Source organism: Gardnerella sp. DNF01141, assembly GCF_049244255.1.
GTDB lineage: Bacteria > Actinomycetota > Actinomycetes > Actinomycetales > Bifidobacteriaceae > Bifidobacterium > Bifidobacterium vaginale_E.
Genome location: NZ_CP058391.1, coordinates 242,087 through 266,213, shown reverse-complemented (window position 1 = coordinate 266,213; position 24,127 = coordinate 242,087). Strand labels below are relative to the sequence as shown.

16 protein-coding genes and 1 riboswitch are annotated in these 24,127 nt (G+C 41.3%); of the genes, 11 read left to right on the top strand and 5 right to left on the bottom strand.

Going from position 1 to position 24,127, the window contains the following annotated elements; genetic code table 11:
* Positions 1 to 54: 54 nt before the first annotated feature.
* From HXT35_RS00970 to HXT35_RS00940, 7 genes are all read left to right on the top strand, one after another.
* Positions 55 to 828 carry a pseudouridine synthase gene (locus HXT35_RS00970; protein ID WP_004127892.1) on the top strand — a complete coding sequence of 258 codons (774 nt, stop codon included), beginning with the start codon at positions 55 to 57 and terminating at the stop codon, positions 826 to 828.
* Positions 825 to 3,017: a bifunctional cytidylate kinase/GTPase Der gene (gene der / locus HXT35_RS00965; protein WP_421788152.1), complete on the top strand. Its 2,193-nt coding sequence runs from the start codon at positions 825 to 827 to the stop codon at positions 3,015 to 3,017. Before HXT35_RS00970 ends, der begins: the two co-directional genes overlap by 4 nt.
* A 58-nt stretch (positions 3,018 to 3,075) precedes the next feature.
* Positions 3,076 to 5,604: a DEAD/DEAH box helicase gene (locus tag HXT35_RS00960; RefSeq protein ID WP_421788150.1), complete on the top strand. Its 2,529-nt coding sequence runs from the start codon at positions 3,076 to 3,078 to the stop codon at positions 5,602 to 5,604.
* Positions 5,605 to 5,681: 77 nt separating this feature from the next.
* Positions 5,682 to 7,076, top strand: coding sequence for a replication-associated recombination protein A (locus tag HXT35_RS00955; RefSeq protein ID WP_421788148.1), 1,395 nt, complete (start codon positions 5,682 to 5,684; stop codon positions 7,074 to 7,076).
* Entirely contained in the window at positions 7,063 to 8,169 is a 1,107-nt protein-coding gene (locus HXT35_RS00950; RefSeq protein WP_004127898.1) for a hypothetical protein, read from the top strand. Before HXT35_RS00955 ends, HXT35_RS00950 begins: the two co-directional genes overlap by 14 nt.
* A 138-nt stretch (positions 8,170 to 8,307) precedes the next feature.
* Positions 8,308 to 8,805 carry a hypothetical protein gene (locus tag HXT35_RS00945; protein ID WP_004127902.1) on the top strand — a complete coding sequence of 166 codons (498 nt, stop codon included), beginning with the start codon at positions 8,308 to 8,310 and terminating at the stop codon, positions 8,803 to 8,805.
* A gap of 91 nt (positions 8,806 to 8,896) precedes the next feature.
* The gene (locus HXT35_RS00940; RefSeq protein WP_032843478.1) at positions 8,897 to 10,063 is read left to right on the top strand and encodes a hypothetical protein; all 1,167 of its coding nucleotides are present in this window, start codon (positions 8,897 to 8,899) and stop codon (positions 10,061 to 10,063) included.
* A 116-nt stretch (positions 10,064 to 10,179) separates the two neighbouring features.
* Here HXT35_RS00940 and HXT35_RS00935 read toward each other — a convergent pair whose 3' ends face one another.
* The 3 genes from HXT35_RS00935 to HXT35_RS00925 form a co-directional block, all read right to left on the bottom strand.
* Positions 10,180 to 10,485, bottom strand: coding sequence for a YhbY family RNA-binding protein (locus tag HXT35_RS00935; protein ID WP_004127908.1), 306 nt, complete (start codon positions 10,483 to 10,485; stop codon positions 10,180 to 10,182).
* Between the two features lie 146 nt (positions 10,486 to 10,631).
* Entirely contained in the window at positions 10,632 to 12,947 is a 2,316-nt protein-coding gene (locus tag HXT35_RS00930) for an energy-coupling factor transporter ATPase (RefSeq protein ID WP_421788146.1), read from the bottom strand.
* Between the two features lie 48 nt (positions 12,948 to 12,995).
* Positions 12,996 to 13,565, bottom strand: a complete 570-nt coding sequence (locus tag HXT35_RS00925) for an ECF transporter S component (protein WP_004127913.1) — start codon at positions 13,563 to 13,565, stop codon at positions 12,996 to 12,998.
* A gap of 6 nt (positions 13,566 to 13,571) precedes the next feature.
* Positions 13,572 to 13,718: riboswitch (FMN riboswitch) on the bottom strand.
* 72 nt (positions 13,719 to 13,790) lie between these two features.
* Here HXT35_RS00925 and HXT35_RS00920 point away from each other — a divergent pair.
* The 3 genes from HXT35_RS00920 (at position 13,791) to HXT35_RS00910 (ending at position 17,019) form a co-directional block, all read left to right on the top strand.
* Positions 13,791 to 14,834 carry a glycosyltransferase gene (locus tag HXT35_RS00920; RefSeq protein WP_004127916.1) on the top strand — a complete coding sequence of 348 codons (1,044 nt, stop codon included), beginning with the start codon at positions 13,791 to 13,793 and terminating at the stop codon, positions 14,832 to 14,834.
* A 118-nt stretch (positions 14,835 to 14,952) separates the two neighbouring features.
* The gene (gene ppgK / locus HXT35_RS00915; protein ID WP_004127919.1) at positions 14,953 to 15,729 is read left to right on the top strand and encodes a polyphosphate--glucose phosphotransferase; all 777 of its coding nucleotides are present in this window, start codon (positions 14,953 to 14,955) and stop codon (positions 15,727 to 15,729) included.
* Positions 15,730 to 15,828: 99 nt separating this feature from the next.
* A complete protein-coding gene (locus HXT35_RS00910) occupies positions 15,829 to 17,019 on the top strand; it encodes a pyridoxal phosphate-dependent aminotransferase (protein WP_421777383.1) in 1,191 nt (396 codons plus the stop codon).
* 18 nt (positions 17,020 to 17,037) lie between these two features.
* Here HXT35_RS00910 and HXT35_RS00905 read toward each other — a convergent pair whose 3' ends face one another.
* Together HXT35_RS00905 and HXT35_RS00900 are read right to left on the bottom strand one after the other, a co-directional pair.
* Positions 17,038 to 19,251 (bottom strand): hypothetical protein, encoded by a 2,214-nt coding sequence (locus tag HXT35_RS00905; RefSeq protein WP_004127925.1) that lies wholly within the window; start codon positions 19,249 to 19,251, stop codon positions 17,038 to 17,040.
* Between the two features lie 56 nt (positions 19,252 to 19,307).
* Positions 19,308 to 20,909, bottom strand: coding sequence for an ABC-F family ATP-binding cassette domain-containing protein (locus HXT35_RS00900; protein ID WP_004127928.1), 1,602 nt, complete (start codon positions 20,907 to 20,909; stop codon positions 19,308 to 19,310).
* A gap of 213 nt (positions 20,910 to 21,122) precedes the next feature.
* Here HXT35_RS00900 and uvrA point away from each other — a divergent pair, with 213 nt between their 5' ends.
* Positions 21,123 to 24,083 carry an excinuclease ABC subunit UvrA gene (gene uvrA / locus HXT35_RS00895; RefSeq protein ID WP_004127930.1) on the top strand — a complete coding sequence of 987 codons (2,961 nt, stop codon included), beginning with the start codon at positions 21,123 to 21,125 and terminating at the stop codon, positions 24,081 to 24,083.
* Positions 24,084 to 24,127 lie beyond the last annotated feature (44 nt).

Sequence of the window (24,127 nt, the reverse complement as noted above, 5' to 3'; positions counted from 1 at the left end):
TAACTTATTTGCGCATGTTTGTTAAACAATTCATGAGGTCACGTTGGGAGAACGATGCCAAACGCATATTCCCGCGCCAATCAGGCGCATTCAGATGACAAAAACGCCATTCGACTGCAGAAGCTGCTTGCTGAAGCGGGATTTGGTTCAAGACGCAAATGTGAGGAGATTATTCTCGATGGGCGTGTTGAAGTAGACGACGAATTGGTTACAACACTTGGTACTCGCGTAGATCCAAAGCGTCAGAAAGTGCGCGTTGATGGGTCTCGAGTAAAGTTCAACACGAAGCTTGTAACTCTCGCATTGCATAAGCCTAAGCGAGTTTTGAGCGCTATGGACGATCCTAAAGGTCGTTTTACTTTAAGGGATATTGTGGGAGACAAGTACGAGCGAATCTTCCACATGGGTCGCTTGGACTACGATTCGGAAGGTCTTATTCTAATGACCAACGATGGCGAGCTAAGCCAGCATGTTATGCACCCAAAGTATGAGGTTGAAAAAACTTATATTGCAACGCTTGAAGGCAAGATTAACGGCATGGTTTGCCGCCGCTTGGTTTCTCAAGGCGTAAATCTTGAAGATGGTTGGATTAAGTTCGACCGCTGCGCAATAATCGACCAGAATCACGACACAACCATGGTAAAAGTCGTGTTGCATTCTGGCAAGAATCGTATTGTGCGTAGGATTTTTGGAGCTGTTGGATTCCCTGTAAAGCGCTTGGTTCGTACGCAAATCGGCCCTATTAAATTAGGGGACTTAAAAGCTGGATCTTACCGCGTTCTTTCTCAAACAGAAGTGCGCTCGCTTTCTAAGGAGGTTGGCCTGTGATTTGTGTAGCAATTGATGGACCAGCAGGAGTAGGTAAATCTTCTACTTCTCGTGCTTTAGCGCAATACTACGGTTTTGCGTATTTAGATACGGGTGCAATGTATCGAGCTGCTGCATGGTGGTGCTTAAATCAGGGTATTGATTTAAGCACGCAAATTGAATTAGACAATGAAGGTCAGCCTGCAAATCCAGCTGATTTCGAACGCTTTAATCAGATTGTTGAAGCTGTTGGAGCATTATTTACTGAAAGTGACGCTGACTTTAGCGTGGATCCTAAAAATCCTGTGGTGACTGTCGAAGGTGAAGATATTAGCGAAGAACTGCGTTCCAGTGAAGTTTCGTCGCACGTATCTACTGTCTCTTCAATTCCTGCAGTCCGACGCATGCTTATTGCTGCTCAACGCGCGTATATTTCTGCTGAATCTGCAGATGATTCTTTCTCTAAAGGTGAGGGCATTGTTGCAGAAGGTCGCGATATTACTACTGTTGTGGCTCCTAATGCGCAAGTTCGCGTTCTTCTTACTGCAAGGGAAGAAGTTCGTCAAGCTCGCAGAAACAAGCAGGAAATTTCGCAAGAAAGTTTGCAAAATAATCAATCTTCTGAGGAAGACGATATTCGTGCTCGCGACGCTAAAGATGCTAAAGTTACGAGTTTTCTTCAGGCTGCTGATGGTGTTACAACGCTCGATAATTCTGATTTGACTTTTGAGCAGACTCTTGATGCTCTTGTTGAAATGGTTGATGCTGCAATTGAGCAGGATGAGTATGACCGTTATGCCGCTAATCTTGAAGGCTATGATCTTGACGATGAAGACCGCGCGCTGCTTAGCGGAGATTTAGCAGGCGAAGATGAATCGAAAGATACAAAAGCAGTTGGTGTAATCGCTGTTATTGGTAGACCAAACGTTGGAAAATCAACGCTTGTAAACCGTATTCTAGGTCACAGAGTTGCTGTTGTAGAAGATACTCCGGGCGTTACTCGAGATCGCGTAAGCTATGATGCTGAGTGGGCTGGAACCAATTTTAAGCTGGTTGACACTGGCGGCTGGGAAGCAGACGTTGAAGGAATTGATTCTTCTATTGCTCAGCAGGCGCAAATAGCAGTGCGTTTAAGCGACGCTGTAATTTTCCTTGTTGATGGTCAAGTTGGTTTAACAGCCACAGACGAGCGCATTGTTTCAATGCTCCGCGCTGCAGGAAAGCCTATAACATTGGCTGTTAACAAGGTTGACGATGCTAGAAGCGAGTACTTGACTGCAGAGTTTTGGAAGCTTGGAATGGGAGAGCCGTACGGAATTTCTGCAATGCACGGCAGAGGCGTTGGAGATTTGCTTGACGCGGCAATTAGCTCTTTGAAAAAAGCGAATAAAACTTCAGGATTCTTAACTCCGCAAGGTCTTCGTAGGGTTGCTTTAGTTGGGCGTCCAAATGTTGGTAAGTCTTCGCTTTTGAACCATTTAGCTCACGAAGAGCGCGCTGTTGTAAACGATTTGGCTGGAACTACTCGTGACCCTGTTGATGAGGTTGTGCGAGTTGACGGCGAAGACTGGCTGTTTATTGATACTGCTGGTATTAAGCGCAGGCCTCATAAGCTTACTGGTGCAGAATACTATTCTTCGCTACGCACGCAGGCTGCGATTGAACGTTCGGAGCTTGCTTTGATTCTTTTCGATTCTTCCGTTCCTATTGCGGAGCAGGATCTAAAAGTTATGAGCCAAGCTGTTGACGCAGGTCGCGCAATCGTACTTGTGTTTAACAAGTGGGATTTGATGGACGAGTTTTCAAGGCAGCGCATGGAACGCTTGTGGAAGACTGAGTTTGAGCGCGTTACTTGGGCTGAGCGCGTAAATCTTTCTGCAAAAACAGGCTGGCATACGAATCGTCTTGCGCGCGCCATGCGAACAGCTTTAGATAGCTGGGATAAGCGTATTCCTACGGGTAAGCTTAACGCTTTCTTAGGTCGTATTCAGTCTGCTCATCCGCATCCTTTGCGAGGCGGCAAGCAAGCGCGAATCTTGTTTGCAACGCAAGCTTCTACGCGCCCGCCGCGTTTCGTAATATTCGCAACAGGCTTCTTAGAGCACGGATACCGTCGCTTTATTGAGCGATCTCTTCGCGAAGAGTTTGGATTCGAGGGAACTCCTATTCAAATCTCCGTAAAAGTGCGAGATAAAAAGAAGCGCAAATAGAGCGTAATTAGGTCGTAAGTAAAGTCACGATTAAAGCGTAAGTAAAGTAGGAGCGTATATGGCTGGATTAGGCGAGTTAGCTCTTGATTTGCATCATGCTAGCGAAGACGAGATTTTTCAAGCATTTGTTGATTGGGTTAAAGATAACAAACATGTAGATTTATGGCCGCATCAAGAAGAATCCGTTATGGATTTGCTTGCAGGAGACCACGTAATCTTAAACACTCCAACAGGTTCTGGAAAATCGCTAGTCGCGCTCGGCATGCATTTTGCAGCGCTAGCCACAGGCAGACGCTCCTACTATACTGCGCCAATTAAAGCACTTGTGTCCGAAAAATTCTTCGACCTAGTTGCGATTTTCGGGCGTGACAACGTTGGCATGATTACTGGCGACTCGCATATTAACGCTGATGCTCCAATAATCTGCTGCACTGCAGAAATCTTAGCAAACCAAGCGTTACGCGAAGGCGCAAATGCAGAAGTTGATTGCGTTGCAATGGACGAATTCCACTACTACGGAGACCCAGAGCGCGGGTGGGCTTGGCAAGTACCGCTACTTACGCTTCCAAACACGCAATTCTTACTTATGAGCGCAACTCTTGGAGACGTATCGGATATTGCAGAGCGCTTAGAAAAATCAACAAAAAGAAGCGTTGATATTATTGCTAACGCGCCAAGACCAATACCACTTGAATACGAGTACACCGATAAGCCACTTGCTACAACTGTAGAACTCTTATTCAACAAGGGTTTAACGCCAATCTACGTAGTTCATTTTTCGCAAGACGCAGCTCTGGAAACAGCGCAAGCGCTCGCAAGCACGGGAGTTTCAAGCAAAGAGCAGCGAGACAAAATTGCTCAAGCAATTAAAGGCACAAAGTTTACTACAGGATTTGGCAAAATCTTGCAAAGAATACTTAGAACCGGCGTTGGAGTGCATCACGCTGGCATGCTTCCACGCTACCGCAGGCTCGTCGAACAGCTGGCTCAACAAGGGCTGCTACCAGTTATTTGCGGAACGGACACTCTTGGTGTTGGTATTAACGTGCCAATTCATTCTGTTGTGCTTACAGCGCTCACAAAATTTGATGGGAATCGTAGTCGAAAACTTCGCGCTCGCGAGTTTCATCAAATTGCAGGCCGCGCAGGCAGAATGGGATTTGATACCGAAGGCTTAGTGGTTAGCGAGGCTCCAGAGTTTGAGATTGAAAACGCTCGCGCTGTTGCAAAAGCCGGCAATGACCCTAAAAAGCTTAAAAAAGTTAAGCGTAAGAAGGCTCCAGAAGGATTTGTTGTTTGGGGCGAGCCAACATTTACTAAGCTTATTGAAAGTGCTCCAGAAACTTTGAATCCACACATGGTTGTAACGCACTCAATGATTTTGAACGAAGTTACGCAAGGTGGAGATGCTAGAGCGCGCGTGCAAAAACTTATTGAAGATAGCGCGCAAAAGCCGCAAGATAAAGAGAAACTGCTTGAACGTTGCGACGATATTTTCCAAACTTTACTCGATACTCAAGTTATTGAATGTAAAAAGCATGCGGACGGTTCTTGTGATTATGAGCTTGACGTTGCAATGCCTGAAGGTTTTGCGCTAGATCAGCCGCTTTCGCCGTTCTTGCTTGCTGCTTTGGAACTTCTAGATCCAGAATCTGAAAGTTACGCGCTTGACGTGATTTCTATGGTTGAAGCAACTTTAGATGATCCTAAGCCTGTTCTTCGCGCGCAGGAGCGTAAGGCTCGTGATGCTGCTGTGGCTGGCATGAAGGATGATGGCGTTGACTACGAGGAGCGCATGGAACGCTTAGCTGAAGTTAGCTACCCTAAGCCTCTTGAAGATTTGCTTGAGCCTGCTTTTGCACAATATCGCAAGGATGTTCCGTGGGCAAACGACTACTGGATTAAACCTAAATCTGTGCTCCGAGACATGGTTGAAACAGCATCCGATTTTACTGGCTATATTTCTCGCTATGGCATTGCTAGAAGTGAAGGAACGCTTCTTCGCTACCTTTCGGATGCTTACCGTTCTCTTGCTCGCACTGTGCCGGAAGATATGCTTAACGAAGAGTTGCGTGACATTATTTCCTGGCTTCGTCTTGTTGTTCGCTCTATTGATTCTAGTCTTGTTGACGAGTGGGAGAGTGCAGGAGGATCTGACGCTGAAGCTAGTGCTGTAACTCTTGCAGCTCCTGGAACTTCTGAGTCTGTAGTTGAGGATCGTCGTGGTCTTATTGTCCTTATTCGAAACGCAATGTTCCGCCGCGTGCAACTTATGGATTTGGAAGATGCGGATACTTTAGGAGAGCTTGATAAAGCTTGGGGTTACGGAGTTCACGAGTGGAATGATGTGCTTGACGACTATTACGACGAGCATGAGTATGTTGGAATAGATGCCAAAGCTCGAAGCGGAGACTTATTTATTCTTGACGATTCGCTTGAAAAAAGTGAGCATTCTTGGAAAGTTCGGCAGATTATCGACGATTCTGACGGGGATCATAATTGGGCTATTACTGGCATTGTTGATTTGGATACAACTCAAGATGAAGGCGAAGTTGTGTTCTTCGATTACCAAGTTTCGCACGTCTAGTGTTGTAAACTTGTCTTAGTTTGTAACCAACAATTAGAATCGAACGTTTGTTCTATACATATTGTAAGCTGGTATTTATGGAGCAGGATTTATTTGCAGCAAGTAGCGCGCCTAGCGATGTAACTCGTCCGTTGGCAGTGCGTATGCGACCGAGCCGCATTGAAGACGTGCTAGGGCAGTCGCATGCGCTAAAAGAAGGCTCTCCTTTGCGAAGGCTTGCAAATCCGCAGTCTAAAGGCTCTCTTACCTCGCCAAGTTCTGTTGTGCTATTTGGCCCTCCAGGAGTCGGTAAAACTACTCTTGCATATATTGTTGCTCGCCAGTCTGGGCGAGTGTTTGAAGAGCTTTCTGCTGTAACTTCTGGTGTTAAAGACGTTCGTGCAGTGCTTGATCGTGCGCACGAGCGTTTAGTTAGCAAAGGCCAAGAAACAGTACTTTTTATTGACGAAGTTCACCGTTTTTCTAAATCGCAGCAAGATGCTCTGCTTCCAAGCGTAGAAAATCGCGACGTAACTTTTATTGGAGCTACTACCGAAAACCCAAGTTTTTCAATCATTAAACCGCTTCTTAGCAGATCAGTAGTAGTAAAACTTGAGTCGCTTAGTGTTGAAGATTTACACACGCTTATAGAGCGCGCAGTAACTAGCGAAAATGGGCTCAACAATCAGCTTAAAATTGACGAAGACGCAATAGATTCTATTATTCGCTTAAGCGGTGGAGACGCTCGCAAAACTCTTACTATTTTAGAAGCAGCAGCAGGAGCAATAACAGGAGATTGTGCATTGCAGCACGGCAAAAATAAGCCTGTTATTACTGCCGATATCGTTTCTAACGTAATGGACACTACTACAGTTCGCTACGACAAAGATGGCGACGATCATTACGATGTGATTTCTGCTTTTATTAAATCGATGCGCGGAAGTGATGTTGACGCTTCATTGCACTATTTAGCGAGAATGCTTCGAGCTGGGGAAGACCCGCGTTTTATTGCAAGGAGAATTATGATTGCTGCTGCCGAAGAAGTTGGTATGGCAGCTCCGCAAATTTTACAAGTAACTGTTTCTGCAGCTCAAGCTGTTGCTCTAATTGGCATGCCAGAAGCGCGCATTATTCTTTCGGAAGCTGTGATCGCTGTAGCAACCGCTCCTAAATCAAACGCAAGCTACAATGCTATTAATCAGGCTCTCAAAGACGTTGATGATGGAAATATTGGTCAAGTTCCTCTTCATTTGCGAAACGCTCCAACGAAACTAATGAAAAGTTGGGGGAATCACGAAGGATACCAGTATGCGCACGATTGCCCTGGAGCTGTAGCATCCCAACAGTACATGCCAGACGAACTTGTTGGACGCGAATACTACCATCCAACGAATCGTGGATACGAGCACGAGCTAACTCAACGCTTATCTCAAATCCGCACAATTCTTCATGAATCTAAAGAAAGTAGAGAAGTTGGCAATGAAGAAAAATAACGCTTTTTTGTATTATTGCGTATCAACCATTGTGCTTATTTGCATGCTCACAACATGGGTTGTGTATGTTCGCTTCACTGTAGACACAGTGCAAAACAGCGGTTTTTCGCTGAAAAATGTTATGAACAACAATGCTGTAACAGCTGTAATTGAACCAAATAAGTCAAATAATGCTCTTTCTTTAGCAGGTCGCGCTTATAAAAACGTGCTTGAAAATCTACACGGAAAATACAAGTTCAAAAATGTTCCAGATTCCTTCGGATATTACTATGACTTATGGGATTTTAATAATGATAAGATTCCAGAACTTATTGTAACTGCAAGAAAAAAATTATGTTACGATGAAAATAAGCCTCGTTTTACTAAAGTATTTTCTTTTGATGGCAAAAAAATTGTTGAATCGCAGTTAATTGAAGATTTAGGACCGTCTCGTGATGACGAATTTTCAGAAACATTAATGTACGATCATAATCACAATGGCATAGTTGTGTATTATGTATTTGATGCGCTTAAAGTTCGTCGTGATACTTATAAGCTTACTGAAGATTATAAGTTTAAATTAGATTCAAGTGTTGAAGATAATTCGGCAGATCCTAGCAATGTAGGCGATCTTGATGCAATGTTTGTTGATGTTAAAAATCTTAAGCCTGTAGACAATCTAATTAATAATATGACTCTTAGTGAAAAAGAGAAGAAACACAATAAGTATATTCAAGATTTACGAGATGATGGATACACCATTCTTACCGGCAATGTTCAAGAGATGAATATTGACGAAGTAAAGCAAACAGCACCGCCGGATGCGATTTTAGATGATTATTCTTATTATTTCGTCAACGATTCAAAAATTGTTTACACAGTAAATATGCCATACAAAACCATCATAACTGTTGGAGTTGATGGCAAAGGTACGCCAGTTCCCGACACATACGTTTACAAACGTTTCTTTGTTAGTCCTAAAGCCGGAGAAATGAAAGATTATGTAGGAAAGAACGTAACCATAGCAGTTAAAAAGGCTACTTCAATATGCTTTTGCTTAGAACCAAGTTACGATGACCCTAGTTACAACTCTCTAAAAATCATTACAGACTAAACGTAAACTGAAGGTTTACGCGTTATCAAATCGTGCAACTAGAATCATACGTAAGAATTTCATTTAAGAGAGATTGATCAATTCGAAATCTAAGTCAGTGATGCTTATTTTGTATCATATTTGAGATGGAGGTTTATTATGAGTAAAGCTAAAAGTTACTTTTGGGGATTTGTTGTTTTTGTTATAATAGCCGGTTTATTCTATTGCGTTCAGCACAATGGATCTTTTAGTGGCGTGCGAAATGCTCTTAATATAAAGCCAGATCTTAACGCTATTAGCGAAAAGTGCAATCTGCCAATAAAGCATAGCTATGCTCTTGGTGGAGCTAAAGCGATTGTAAAAGTTGGAACAGGCGATGATTTTGAAAAAGATGCGTCATGCGTTCTCAACGAGTTTCCGTCCGCTGAAAAAAATCATAAAAAATTAGAGAATATACTTTACAAAAATGGTAGCCCCTTCGATATGAGTGATGACAATCATATTTTTATTGTTGGCGACCCATGTTCTGTAATAATTTTCCCAACTACTGCTGGCGATGTGATGATTGTTGGAGATGCTAGTAATCTTTCCCACATTGACAACAACTCGCTTATGGCAGGTTTAATGAAAGATGTTTCTTCCAATTACGGTGAATGAGTTACGCATAAAACATATAACACATATAAAACCTACGTTTTAGTAAAAACAAGTATAGTGCTACAACTTGGCGAAAGTAGAGATGTTTGCAATGAAGAAAAATAATGCTTTTTTGTATTATTGCGTATCAACCATTGTGCTTATTTGCATGCTCACAACATGGGTTGTGTATGTTCGCTTTGTTGCCGACACTGTACAAAACAGCGGTTTTTCGCTGAATCATGTTGCCAGTAGTACCATAAGTGCTATCACAAAACCGCATACTCGCAGTGCTGACGATATTCTTTCTCAAGCTGGTAAAGAATACAAAAAGGTGCTTGAAAATTCATCGTATGTTTCAAATAATATCCCACAAGATTCAAAATACTATTATGACTTGTGGGATATTGATAATGATACTATCCCAGAAATGGTTATTATTTCTGCAGATGAATTTAATAGTAATACTACTAAGCATATTAAAGTATTTTCATTTAAGAATGGCAAGTTAGTTAAATATCCAGAAATTATAGATAATGCGCATGATGAAAATGAGAATTCAGGAACAATATATTTTGATCCGCACCATAAAGGAATTGTAATTCTGCGCGCTATTGAGAAAAATTCTCCTGATGTTTTTCCATGGAGTAAAACAATCTATAAGCTAAATGAAGGCAACTTTACCAATACTCGGTCAATTGTTTATCACCCATTAGATAAAGATAATACATACGATCCAGTTCCTGGCACTGGTGAGATAAGTAAATTATTACATCCAACTTTTGTGTCAGTTGATGATTTTACTGATATTAATATGATGATTAATGCTAAAAACTTGACTCAAGCTCAGCGTAAGCATAATAAGCTTGTTCAATTTTGGCGCGAGAAAGGTTATCAAGTATTTACTGGAACTGTAAAAATATTAAATGTTGATGAAGCATATGATTTTCCTGGAACTACACCAAATAATACTGGTAAGAAAGACAATGTTCTAGAAGAAAATAAAGATAATATTTATACGGTATTAGTATTAGATAGGAAGATGTCTGTTGGAGGATACTGTAATGGTACGGATTGTGGAGTAAGACAAACGTTCAACTCTCTTAATAATATCTTGGTTACTATGAAGATTTCTAAATCAAATGAAAGCAATAGGTTTGAAAAATATAATAACAAAAAAATTACTATTGCTGCTCAATATGGGGGTGATGGATCAAATTGGCTAGATCTTCCAGCAGGTCAGTCAACAGTTAGTGGCGTACAAATCATTGACAAATAGCAAGCTACTATAAAATTAAGCTCCATGAATGTTGAACCGCCTCAGCAGTTTTTCAATCATGGAGCATTTTTTATTTACGAACTATCGCAAAAATATAAAAATATTAAGAGAGAGTTTTATTCACGCACAAGCATAATGTGTTCAACGCTGTCTAGTGTAGAGACGCGGAACAATACAAAGCGATTGCCGATTACTTGCACAACTTCGGCACCGAGTTTTTCTGCAAGAGCAACAGCTGCTTCTTTAGCGCTTAAGCCGGAACCATCTTGCACAGCGCACTTCATAAGTTCGTGATACTGCATGGTTTCGTCTGCTTGCTTTACGGCTGCATCAGTAATATCGTTCTTGCCAACGTACAAAAGTGGGCTTAGCGTATTAGCAAGCGCGCGAAGCTGCTTAGTCTGCTTTTTTGTCAATGCCATAAGGCGTCCTTTCAAATGCAAGTTTAATCAAGCTCAATCAAACAAAAGTATTGCATAAATTACATAAGTGCTTAACGGATTATACAGTATCTTGCGAATTATTTCATACAAAAATTGCAACATGCGTATTTTGTTCTATATAACATTTATAAACTCATTGCAATAATTGCGCTAACAAAACCAACGGCCACAACTAATAGCAGAACATCTTTTGCGCTAACTTTTAACGTGTGCAAATGAGACCTTGTTGCGCTTGGCGTGTAGCAGCGTGTGTCAAGCGCTAAAGAAAGTGTTTCTGAGTGGCGAATAACGCCTGCAAAAGCAGGAACAATAAGCGAAGAAATTGCGTGGATTCGTTTGCAAATTGAGCCGTCTCGTATGCTTCCGCCTCTAGCGGTTTGAGCGTGCGCAACTTCTACTGCCTCGTTAGAAAGCGTTGGCAAAAATCGCAATGCTAGGCTCATAATAAGCGATATTTCCTGCGTTGGTATTCCAATAGTTTTAAGTGGTGAAAGCAAAGACGTGCAGGCTTCGGTTAGCACTGTTGGGCTTATTGTAATAACTAATATTGCGCCAATAATAATTACAAGCGAGAATCGTGTGGCAAATAGTATTGCGCAATGAATGCCGTCGTTCGTTACAATAATTGGCCCAAGTTTGCAAAGTATTTTGCCTGTGCGAACGGCAAGAATATTTAGTAATCCCGAAAAAGTAAATACTGCAATAAGCATGTGTAGTGAAGAAATTAGTTTTATGAATGGTATTTTTGCGGCAATGATTAGACACAGTGTGGCAAAAGCAAGAACAGCTAACTGCGTGTAATGAGTAATGCTAAAAGCGCTTAGCATGAGCATAAAGCAGGATAGAAGCGTTATTCTAGGATCAAAAGAGCTAAGTAGTGAGGTTGATTTTTCTTGCGTAATCGTTTCTTGCTTAATTTTTTCTTGTGATGACTTCTTTTTATCTTCTAAACTTTCACTATTTTTTGTTTTTAATGTTACTAATCTTGCGCCTAAAGCTTTTACCTCATGAATATTATGCGTAATAACAACAATTGTTACGCCTTGATTATTAAGTTCGCAAAGAATTTGTAATAAACGCGATGCTGCTTCAAAATCTAATCCTGCTGTTGGCTCATCAAGCACAAGCACTCGCGGTTTAAAAGCAAGAACTCCTGCTATTGCCACAAGACGCTGTTGGCCTCCGGAAAGAGAAAAAGGTGATTTTTCAGCCAAATCTTCAAGATTAAGCAGCCTCAACGTTTCATCTACGCGTTCTTTAAGAGCGTCTCCTTTTAGACCAAAATTTTTAGGACCGTAAGCAACATCTTCGCGCACAGTATTAGCAAAAAGCTGCTGCTCTGGAAGCTGCATAACGTAGCCAATAGTTTTGCGCAAGTTTTGACGATCCGCTTTAGAAGTTTTTCCACTAACAGGTATTTTTTCTACGATTATAGAGCCAGATTCTGCTTTTAACAGTCCGCACAAAGCTTTAGCTAGAGTGGATTTTCCGCAGCCGTTTTCGCCCATTATTGCAACTATTTCACCTTCATTTACGTCAAGTGAATAGTCGTTAATTGCAGCTGTAGATTTATTATCGTATTTAACGGTTAAGTGTGATATTGAAATTGCTTTATTTGCATGCGTGCTATCGTTTATATTTTCGTTTCGCTTCGGGTAATTATTAATATTTTCCTGCGATTTTTTTGAAAGACTAGATTTAGAATTGTTTAAATATGATTCAAGTTTTTCTAAACAAATTTCGTGAAGCACTCCATTTTCTAGCAGAAGTATGCGATCTGCATTCTTGCATTCGTCAATTCTATGCGTAATCTGCACAATACTCGTGCCGCTTTTATGCAAATCATCAAATAATGTGTCAACGTTTTCTCGAGATTTAGAGTCGAGCATAGAAGTAGGCTCATCTAGCACAAGTAGCTTTGACTGCATTGCAATAGAGCCTGCTAAAGCAACTTTCTGCATTTGTCCGCCACTCATAAGACTCGGGTTAGAAAGTCTATGATTTTGCATGTGAACAGCTTCTAAAGCATTGTTAACTAGTTTTCGCATTTTATGCTGTTCTACGTTTAAATTTTCTAGTCCAAAAGCAACATCATCTTCAGTAACAGTAGTAACAATCTGATCTTCTGGACTTTGGAACAGAGCACCAATAAGCTTTCGCGCATTTTTGTAAGCGTCAGCATAAGCAGTAGTATTTTCAAAAACTTTTTCGCCGCACAATTTAACATAGCCTCTATCTGGAGCTGCTAAACCTGCAATAATTTTTGCCAAAGTTGATTTACCAGAACCGTTTTTGCCCACAATAGCTACGCGCTCGCCAGGATTAATTGTAAGACTTAAATTATTAAGCGTCCAAGTTTTTCCATCATCGTAGCTGAAGCAAATATTTCGCAACTCTACTAGAGTATTGTTTTCAACTGCGCAATTTTGAGCTTTGTTCATACTACTGCTTGTGCTGGTATTTTGCATAGTTTATGCCGTTTAGAAGATTTACTTGCTGTGGTGAAGTAGTTTAGAAACTGGTTTATAAGCAAGCATTGTTACTACAACGTGAAGCGCAAGTTTAATAATATTAAACGGTAGCAGTGCTGGAATAATAAGAGCCGCAACTTGCGAAACAGTCATGTGAGCGTAAAGAGGAGTAATAACAAGATTTCCCGCTATTGCGAGCGCAATAGCAACAATAGAGCCTGCCGAAAGTGCAATGATTGCGCCTTTTTTGGTATGCATTTTTTTGTATAAGATTGCTGCTGTAACGCTAGCTCCTAAAGATACTAGCACTGCCATAACTGTGCCCAGTGGATTGGTAAATAAGTGTGGTGCAAAGCCGAGTATGCTTACGATTGCTGCCGCTGAAGGCCCGTATGCGAATCCTGCTACGAGGCACACGATTCCTGAAGGATCGTATTTTAGGAATGAAAAGTCTGGAATTAGTGGAAATTCTATGAAACTCACAGCCATTGAAAGTGCCACAAATAGAGCATATTTTGCGATTTTTTCGCTAGACCAGCTAGAGTTTTTTGCATAAGTTTGATGATTATTTGTATTAGAAATACCCATGATGGGACTCCGTTTCTTTCATCCGGACTGTAACCGTTGGCTTCGGAATTTAACCGAATCAGCAGCTTTTACACCGCTCGCGGGCTTCAAAAAGGTATAAAACACGTATTTTGTTACCGCCAGTAAGGATTTTCACCTTCCCTGAAACTGACTATTCTTTTGTATCTCATGCTAAGAACATTGTTGTAATAATTGTGTGGCGAGGGTAGGTGCGAGAATACAAGTATGAGCAATATGGGAACAAAGAAAATTGTTAACAGCAAAGCCAATAGCGTATGTAAGAGTATTGATAAGCTTGCTGTTGTTGTGGTCACTTATAAGCGTCAGGAACTTTTGGATAATTTGTTCCATTCTTTTGAATGTTTGAACGAGTGTCCTTGGCGAATTGTTGTTGTTGACAATGAGTGCAGCGATAAAACTCGCGAAATGGTTTCTGGTCTTGAAACTGATTTAACTAATCGTTGGGGTAAGGCAGAAAAAGACGATGAGGGCAATTGTTCTCACGTTGTTTATGCTCCGCAGGATGAGAATCTTGGTGGCGCCGGCGGTTTTAGCGCTGGCGTAAAGAAGGCTTATGAGCTTGGTGCTAAGTGGTTCTGGGTTATGGATGATGATGTTGAAACAGTGCCTGAGTCTATTGAGCGTCTTGCTCCTTGGACTAAGCGTCATGCTGTTGTTCAAGGAAGTCGTTTAGATTACGACGGCGGTAATTTCTACTGGCAGTACGATTTTTTGGTTCCTCTTGGTATACCGAATCCTATTGCGCCTTCAGCTTTTGGTAATGCGGGTTATCGTGTGATGAACACAATGTGTTTCGAGGGTGGTTTAATTCGTCGAGATATTGTTGAAAAGATAGGCTTTCCGGATTCTCGCTACTTTATTTACTGGGATGATACTACTTACGGGTATCTTGCTAGTAAGGTTACGAATCCTATTGTTGTGCCGGATATTATTCTTCGTCGCACTCGCGATATTCCAAATTGGGATATTGCAGGAGTTCGACAGCTAAACTCAACTTCAGATATGAATCGTTACCATATTATGCGAAATCGTGGGTTTATGGCCCGCTACTTTATGGTTCATGGTGATTTTCATCCGTTTATGTTTGCACTTGGAACTGCTTTAACTGCTGCTAAAGAGATTATTCGTCTGTTGGCTGTTGATCGTGAGCATATTCTTTCTGGTATTTGGAAATTATTTACCGGTTGGCTTGCTTCTAGGAAGATTTTGCACGACGGAACGTGGAAACCTATGCCTTCTTTGAAGTAAAAATAAAGCAGAAGTGAAGTAGAAGTTAGCAATCAGCAAGCGTGTCGCAATAAATATACGATACAATATTTGTGAATATCTTGTTATCAGCACACATTCAGAGGGGAGTGTTAGTGAGATGATTGACACTGCACAAGCATTTGGCGTCGATATTGGTGGTTCTGGAATTAAGGCTGCTCCAGTGAATTTGGAAAAGGGCGAGTTTGCAGAGCCTCGTTATAAGATTCTCACTCCTGCAGTTTCTACGCCTCAGGCGGTTGCGGATATTGTTCGTCAGCAGCTTGAGCATTTTGAAGTTCCTGCAGATGTTCCTGTTGGAATCGCTTTCCCTGCTCCGATTAAGCCAGGCAAGAAGCTTGATTTTATGGCAAATCTTGACCAGTCTTGGATTGGTGTTGACGTTACTGAAGTCTTTAGTGAGGCTTGCGGTCGTCCAGTAACAGTTGTAAACGATGCTGACGCTGCTGGTTTAGCTGAACAGAAGTTTGGTGCCGCTAAAGATAAGGATGGCTTAGTTATTGCTACAACGCTTGGAACTGGTATTGGTACAGCTTTGATTTACAATGGCGTACTTATTCCAAACACTGAGCTTGGTCATATTCAGCTTGAAAAAGGTAAGGGAGATGCTGAAAAGTATGCTGCTTCTTCCGTTCGTGAAAAGCTTGATATGGGTTACAAGAAGTGGGCTAAGCGCTTAACTAAGTACTATGGTTTGATGGAAAAGTACTTCAACCCTGATTTGTTTGTTGTTGGTGGTGGAGTTAGCCGCGTAAGTGAAAAATTCCTTCCACATATTGATATTAAGACTCCTATTGTGGTTGCAACTTTGCATAATGAGGCTGGAATTATTGGTGCAGCTTATTATGCAATGCAGAAGAATCAGCAACAGGACTAAATATTAATAAATAGTAATAATTTATTTGTTGTTGTTTTAAGCTGGGTGCAGGTTTAATCTGTTGCCCAGCTTTTTTATACCAGGTGTTAGGGTTGTTACGTGCGATTTTCTTCAAGAGTAGACGTAAGCGAGCCAAATCCTATTATTTTAGCGCAGAGAAAAGCTGTGGCTCGAGGCATAAAGCTTACTAAATTAAACGATTCTAATCCTACTGTTCACTCTCTTGCACCTAAATGTTTATCTGAAAGTTATGCTGCAAATCCTAGAGGACCTATTGAATCTCGAAAACTGTTAGCAGACTTTATTAATAAGCGCGATAATCGCACTAATACTTCTACTCCTTCAAAGCTTAATCCGGATCAGCTTTACTTACTTTCTTCAACATCTCAAGCTTACGCATGGCTTATGATGCTTCTTTGTGATGCGGGAGATGCTGTTATTGGTCCTACTCCTGGGTACCCGCTTATTGAGTCGATTGCGCGCTTGCAATGCGTGAACGCAATACCGTATCCTTTGCATTACGACGGTTCTTGGACTATTGATTTGCCTCGCGTAAAAGAGCTGCTTGAAGATAAGTCTTTGCGCATTAAAGCACTTGTGCTTATTAATCCGAATAATCCTACCGGCTCTTATGTAAAAAGTGAGGAGCGTAAAGAATTATTGCAATTATGTCATGATAATGATGTTGCAATAATTGCTGACGAAGTTTTTTACGATTATTATCTTGAGCCTTTTGAAACAAACGCTAGGCTTGCTGGGGAATCATCTACTCTCGTGTTTGCTTTGGACGGTTTTTCTAAAATGCTTGCAGCTCCTCACGCAAAAGTTGGGTGGATTGAAGTTTCAGGTCCTAAAGATGATGTTTACGAAGCTCAAAAAAGGCTTGATGTTATTGCAGACGACTTTTTGCCGATTGGAACAACGGTTTCTAAGCGTATACCTGAGTTGTTAGAGTATGCTTCTTCGCAGACTCAAAAGGTTCGTAACCGGGTTAGTAAAAATCTTAAAACTCTTCGTGAAACTTTAGCATCCTGGCCTAATTGTTGTGTTAGTGCTTTGCGTGCAGAAGGCGGTTGGAATATTTTATTGCGCGTGCCATCATGCATTGATGACGATGTGTTAGCGTTGCGCTTAATGCAAGATTATCATTTGGTTTCGCAGCCCGGATACTATTTTGACATGCCAGTAAATGGGTATCTTGCTCTTTCTTTGCTTCCGGAAGAATCTCAGTTTATTGTAGGTTTGAAATCACTTTTAAAAACTGTTGATACTCTTCTTTGTGAAGAATAGTTTTACTAAAGACTTTTATTAAAATAGCGTAAGCCAGGAGCGAACCAAATACCATAAGTCTGGGTTAAAACGAAGTGTGCTATCTTCACGACCCGTAACAAACCAGCTGAGTGCTGCAATAATAATCGACACAAAAAGTAGTGTTATTACAACAAAACGTATGCTGTATGAAATAGTTTTTTTCTGCCAACAATCGTCTTTTTGAACAGAAGCAGCATGCTCTAAAAGTAAAGTTACGCCAACTACCGCAGTAATTGCAAAAGTCCACGCGAAATCTGCAATATATCTCCAACCAATTCCTGCTTTAAGACTGTCAAAAACAATAAGAAATACGCCAATTATTAAAGAAGTTATAGAAATATTCCACGAAATCTTGTGCAAGCAGCGTTTTCTCATAGCTAAAGCCGCAAAAGACGAAACTAATGCGAGAGGAGAAAGCACGAACATTCCGCCAATCATAGGCTCAGCATACTGCCATCTGTCAAAAGCAACAGGCTGAATGCCAATCCAAGGGAAAGTTGGAATTAAACGTAAAGGTAGAGCAATATAGCTAAGAATAGACGGCAGAATATTTTGCGATGGCAAACGCATAGTTGTCATATCTGTAATAGTGATTTGATACTCGTTGCCAAAATTTAATGGTGAACCAAATCGCAAAAGATTATACACGCCAAATGGAATTGCAGTAATTACTGCTGGAAGAATCCAAGCTGTAGCATAGAGCAAAGGAATTCTCCAATATTCAGCTTTCTTCCAATCTTTACTAAAATCGTTAAACGATTTTTTCAAAATAGGGTATAGCACAGGAATTGCAAATAAGACTGCTATCACAAAAGTAGGTCTGCAACCTAAGTTAAGCGCTATAAAGAACGATCCCAAAGCAATATTTCTAAAAGAATTAGTTTTACTATTACCGAATGCGCCCAAATAAAACCATAATCCTAAAGATGTGAAAAATAGTGAAGCTGCCATTGGAACGGAATAGAAAGATGTTCTAAACCACAAGTAAACCGTGTTTGCGCTAATAAAGAACAGTGCTAAAGAAATTGATACGGTTCCTAAAGAAGCATTTTTTACAGTATTCTCAATTATGCGAATAACAAGTAAAGATCCTGCAATAAGAAAAGCAATAAGAAACACGAATGTTGCAACAGTAGTTGGAAGCATTGCTCCGCCTGGAATCCAAATACTTGTAATAAGACGGTAAGGCAAAAACAGTAGTACTGCTGGAAGAATACCAAAATACGAATACCAGTGCCCCTTATAGTATGCGTAATCCCAGTACATGTGAGGAACTGAATGATTAAGAAGATTATTCCTAGCCATAGGATCATACGGGTTTGGCAAGGTGGTTAATTCGTGAGGAACAGGAAGATTAAGATGAACCTGCCCTTTTGCAAGAGCGTCAGCAGTATGAGCATACTGGTCGAAATCGTAAGCGTAATTTCCAGGCGAATCAAAATGCATTGGTGTAGCATTGCGCAAATTCCAAATAATTGTTGCAAGTGCAATGATTATAAAAGGCATCCATGATGCGAATAAGTAGAATCGTTGAGAAATGCTACTTGTGTTGAGTTTAATTTTCCAAAGCTTAGACCAAGGATTCCATAAAGCTATAAGTATTGCAAAAACAATTAGTATGCTTACGCGTCCCCAAGACCAGCTAAAAGGCGCTCTAACATTAGCTCTAGCATCCTCAACATCAAGTATTGCTCCAGCTGGATGTTGAAGCCATACTCTAACTACGCACGGTTGATCAACTACTTCTTCAGGAATGCTAAGTAGGGAAGCGTTAAGCGCTCGAGGATTTGTGCTTTGCGGTTTGCTTAAATATTTATTAGCTTCAACACGCGTGTGAATATCGTCTATAATTTGCTGCTTTTTATAAAGCTTATTTTTAATGCTAGAAGGTTGAAGACGAATATAAGGCGAGCTTCCATCTGAAATAACCTCTAAGTATGCTTCGGAAGGGTCTGTTATAAGAAGACCGCCTGATTTAAGACGTTTAACGCCGCTTCCTAAAGAATTGTGAACAGATGCGCTATCCGTACTTCCTGTAACACTGCTCCAAAATGGAATGTTTCCAATAGAACATTCAAATAGTGTAATTATAAGCAAAACAAGAAGTGGAATGTGTAAAAAACGCCATGTGCAGCGCATAATGCGACTGTGAGTTTGCCTGCTAGTATGCGAAATAGTATTGCTAGAATCTTGCGGCAAGTTTTTAAGCATGGACGTTGTAATCACCACATAACCATTCTATTTCAAAGTTTCGAGCATTTTTCTAACTATTCTTCAGCAACCAAGTCAAGATATTCGTCGTTCCACAAATCTTCGTCGCCGTCAGGCATAAGAAGAACACGCTCAGGGCGCAAAGCTTCAACAGCACCCTCGTCGTGTGTGACTAGCACAATTGCGCCCTCATACTTAGATATAGCTTTTAAAATCTCGTCACGAGACGCAGGATCCAAGTTGTTAGTAGGCTCATCGAGAAGCAGTACGTTAGCTTGCGAAGTAACAAGTGTTGCGAGCGCAAGACGCGTTTTTTCGCCGCCGGAAAGCACTTTAGCCGGCTTCATTGCGTCATCACCAGAAAACAGGAAGCTGCCAAGCATAGAACGTGCTTGTGTGTCATCTAGGTTTGGAGCAACGTGCTGAAGGTTTTCAAGAACTGTAGCGTCTAAATCCAAAGTGTCGTGTTCCTGGGCAAAATAGCCGATTTTGCAGCCGTGACCGTACTGAACTTCTCCAGTGTCTGCCGTTTCTTCTCCTGCTAGAATGCGCAAAGTTGTGGTTTTTCCAGCACCGTTGTAACCCAAAATAACAACCCTAGAACCTTTGTCTATTGCAAGATTAATTCCAGCGAAAACAATGTTAGAACCGTATGCTTTAGAAATATCCTTTGCCATAATTGGTGTGCGACCGCATGGGGATGGTTCTGGGAAGCGAATGTCTGCAACTTTTTCGCGGCTTTGAGCTTCGCTGGTTTCACTAAGTAAACGTTCTGCTCTGCGCATCATGTTTTGAGCTGCTACTGCTTTTGTGGCTTTTGCGTGCAGACGAATACCTTGCTTCATAAGGCGTTCTGCCTTCTTTTCGGCGACTTCGCGCTCGCGGCGGCGGCGTTCCTCGTCTACTACTCGCTGATGCAAGTATGCTTTCCAACCCATTGAATACATGTCTATTTGGGCGAGTTGAGCATCCAAATGCCAAACTTTGTTTACTACTTCGTCAAGTAGTTCCGTTGAGTGGGAAATAACAAGGAAGCCGCCTTCGAAACGTTTCAAATAATTACGCAACCAAATAATTGAGTCGGCGTCCAAATGGTTCGTAGGCTCATCGAGAATAAGAGTGTCGGCGTCAGAAAACAGAATTCGCGCAAGTTCGATGCGTCTGCGCTGTCCGCCGGAAAGAGTGCCAAGAGTCTGCTGCATAACTTCTTGAGGTAGTCCCAAGCTTGTTGCCATTGAAATTGCTTCAGACTGTACTGCGTAACCGCCTGCTTTTTCAAAATCTTGCATAGCTTTGTCGTAGCGGTTCATAGCTTTAGTCATTACGTCCGGGTCTGGATCGGTCATTTCTTTTTCTGCTTTGCGAATCCTAGACACAATGGAAGAAATATCTCGAGCACTCATAATGCGATCAATTACGCTTTGCTCAGGGTCTGCTGCGTGAGTATCCTGAGGCAAATATCCTAGGCCTCCGCTTACTCTAACGGATCCTCCTGCTGGAAGCATATCTCCAGTAATTACTCGAGTAAGAGTTGTTTTGCCTGCGCCGTTTCTACCGACTAAACCGATTTTGTCTCCCTTTGTAACGTGAAAATCGGTAGGGTTTAACAGCGTGCGCGCACCAATTTGAATGGTTAATGCTTGTGCGTCAATAGGCATAGTTTATAATCCGTTCCCCAAAAATTAGGCTTTATTTTATGTGTAATAAGTAAAGTATTGCCAAACTCACTATTGTACCGTGTGCTAGTAACGAATATGTGATTATAAGTTAGCAAAATACTTTAGTTTTTCGAACACTTGTTCTAAATGTAATTTTATAGTATAGTGGTTTGTTAATAGTTGGGGAGTGTTAATGGGGTTAAAAGTGGAGGTATGCGTTTGAATCAGCAAGTAAGTAAGCAGTCTGATGCTTTGCAAGCATTACTAGATAACACTACGTTTTCTTCGCATGACGGAAAAATAATATCGGATTTGTCTAAAGTGCCTTCTGAATGGAAAATCACTATTCAAGGAGCGCGCGAGCATAATCTTAAAAACGTGAGCTTGTCTATTCCTCGAAATCGAATGGTTGTTTTTACTGGTCTTTCTGGATCTGGTAAATCCTCTTTAGCTTTTGACACGCTTTTTGCAGAAGGTCAACGACGTTATGTTGAGTCGCTTAGTGCATACGCTCGCCAATTTTTGGGGCGTATGGATAAGCCGGATGTTGATTTTATTGAAGGGTTAAGTCCGGCGGTTTCTATTGACCAAAAAACTACTAATAGAAACCCTCGTTCTACAGTTGGAACAATTACTGAAATATACGATTATTTACGATTGCTGTTTGCTAGGGTTGGAGTTCCTCACTGCCCTGAGTGTGGTGAGTTGGTAAGTGCACAAACTCCTCAACAAATGACAGACGCTTTGCTTTCTAAGCCAGAGCGTACGCGTCTGCAAATTTTATCTCCTGTTGTTAGAGGTAGAAAAGGAGAGTTTAAAGATACGCTTGAATTGTTGCGTTCAGACGGTTACGCGCGAGCAATTATTGACGGTCAAATGCATGAACTTTCTGAAGATATTACTCTTGAAAAACAAAAGAAACACAATATTGAAGTAGTAATTGATCGAATAGTCATAAAAGAAGGCATTCGCGTTCGTTTAACAGACTCAATCGAAACAGCATTAAAACTTTCTAAAGGTGTTATGGTTGCTGATTTTGTTGACGAGCCAGAAAACTCTCCAAACAGGCGCCAATCATTTTCCGAGCACAGGTCTTGCCCTAATAATCACAAGCTAGATCTTGAAGAAATTGAACCTAGAACATTTTCGTTTAACGCACCGTACGGAGCGTGCTCAGAATGTTCCGGAATTGGCTACAAGCTTGAAATTGACCCTGAGCTTGTTATACCAGATTCAGACAAATCTCTTTCTCAAGGAGCTATTGAACCTTGGGCAATGAATAAGTCTGCAGGAATGTATTATCAGCACGTACTTTCAGGTCTTTCTAAAGACATGGGCTTTAGTATGAATACGCCTTGGAAAAATCTTCCAGAAGACGTACAGCATGCAATAATGTACGGACATGATTTTAGCGTAAAAGTCTCGTACAAAAACAGGTGGGGAAGGCAGCGCGAATATTCTACAGGATTCGAAGGAGTTGTGCGAACGCTTATGCGAAAGCATGACGAAACTGATTCGGATCAAATGCGCCAATACTACGAGTCGTACATGCGCGAAGTTCCATGCCAAAAATGCCATGGAAAACGCTTACGTCCAGAAGTTCTTGCAGTTACAGTTGCAAATACTTCAATATCTGAAATATGTGATATGCCAGTTGAGCGCAGCCTAGCATGGGTTAATGAGCTGCATTTAGAAGGATCTAAAGCACTTATTGCAGGAGAAGTATTAAAAGAAATCCGTGCACGACTTGGCTTCTTAAACGACGTAGGATTAAACTACTTAACTCTTTCAAGAGCTGCAAAAACATTATCAGGCGGCGAAGCACAACGAATCCGCCTAGCTACACAAATAGGCTCAGGATTAGTTGGAGTTATGTACGTGCTTGACGAACCATCTATTGGACTTCATCAGCGAGATAACGAGCGACTGATTGCAACATTGCATCATTTAAGAAACCTAGGAAACACTCTTATTGTTGTAGAACATGATGAAGAAACAATTCGCGAAGCAGATTGGTTAGTTGACATTGGTCCAGAAGCAGGAGAACACGGCGGAGAAGTAGTGTACTCCGGTCCTGCAGCAAATATTGTGAAAGCAAAACGTTCGATTACAGGCGACTATATTTCAAGAAGACGAATAATTGAAGTGCCAAAAAATCGTCGCTTAATTAACCCAGACCGAATGCTACATGTTATTGGAGCTCAGGAGCATAATCTTAAAAATATAGACGTTAACATACCTTTGGGAGTATTTACTTGCATCACAGGAGTATCGGGATCTGGAAAATCAACACTAATTAACTCAATTTTGTACCCTGTTCTTGCAAACAAACTAAACGGCGCTCGCATAGTTCCTGGAAAACACAAGCGTGTGGAAGGATTGGAATATTGCGATAAAGTAGTTCATGTTGATCAAAACCCTATTGGTCGAACCCCACGTTCTAATCCTGCAACCTACACTGGCGTGTGGGATAAAATTCGCACACTTTTTGCTCAAACTCCTGAAGCAAAAGTTAGAGGCTACGGTCCTGGAAGATTCTCATTCAATGTTAAAGGTGGCCGTTGTGAAGCCTGCCATGGTGACGGCACCTTAAAAATTGAGATGAACTTCCTGCCAGATGTGTATGTAGAATGCGAAGTTTGTCACGGAAAACGCTACAATCGTGAAACATTGGAAGTTACTTATAACGGAAAGTCAGTTTCTGACGTTCTTGACATGCCAATTTCAGAAGCTGCAGTATTTTTCAAAGCATACCCGTCTATTGCACGCTACTTGGATACTTTGGTTCAAGTTGGATTAGGTTATATTCGTTTAGGCCAAAGCGCGCCGACTCTTTCCGGTGGAGAATCTCAGCGCGTAAAACTTGCTACAGAATTGCAACGAAGGTCAACTGGCAAAACAGTGTATATTCTCGACGAGCCTACTACTGGATTACATTTTGAGGATGTTAGAAAGTTGTTGAATGTTTTGCAATCGTTGGTAGATAAAGGCAATAGTGTTATTGTTATTGAGCATAATCTCGATGTTGTAAAGTCTGCTGATTGGATTATTGATTTAGGTCCTGAAGGTGGAGATTCTGGCGGAACAGTTGTTGCGGAAGGAAGTCCTGAAACTGTTTCACTATGTGAGGCAAGTTGGACTGGTAAATTCCTTAAACCAATGTTAAATTCGTAAAATTAAATTCGCATATTGTGCGTAAAGCTTAAAATGATTGTTCA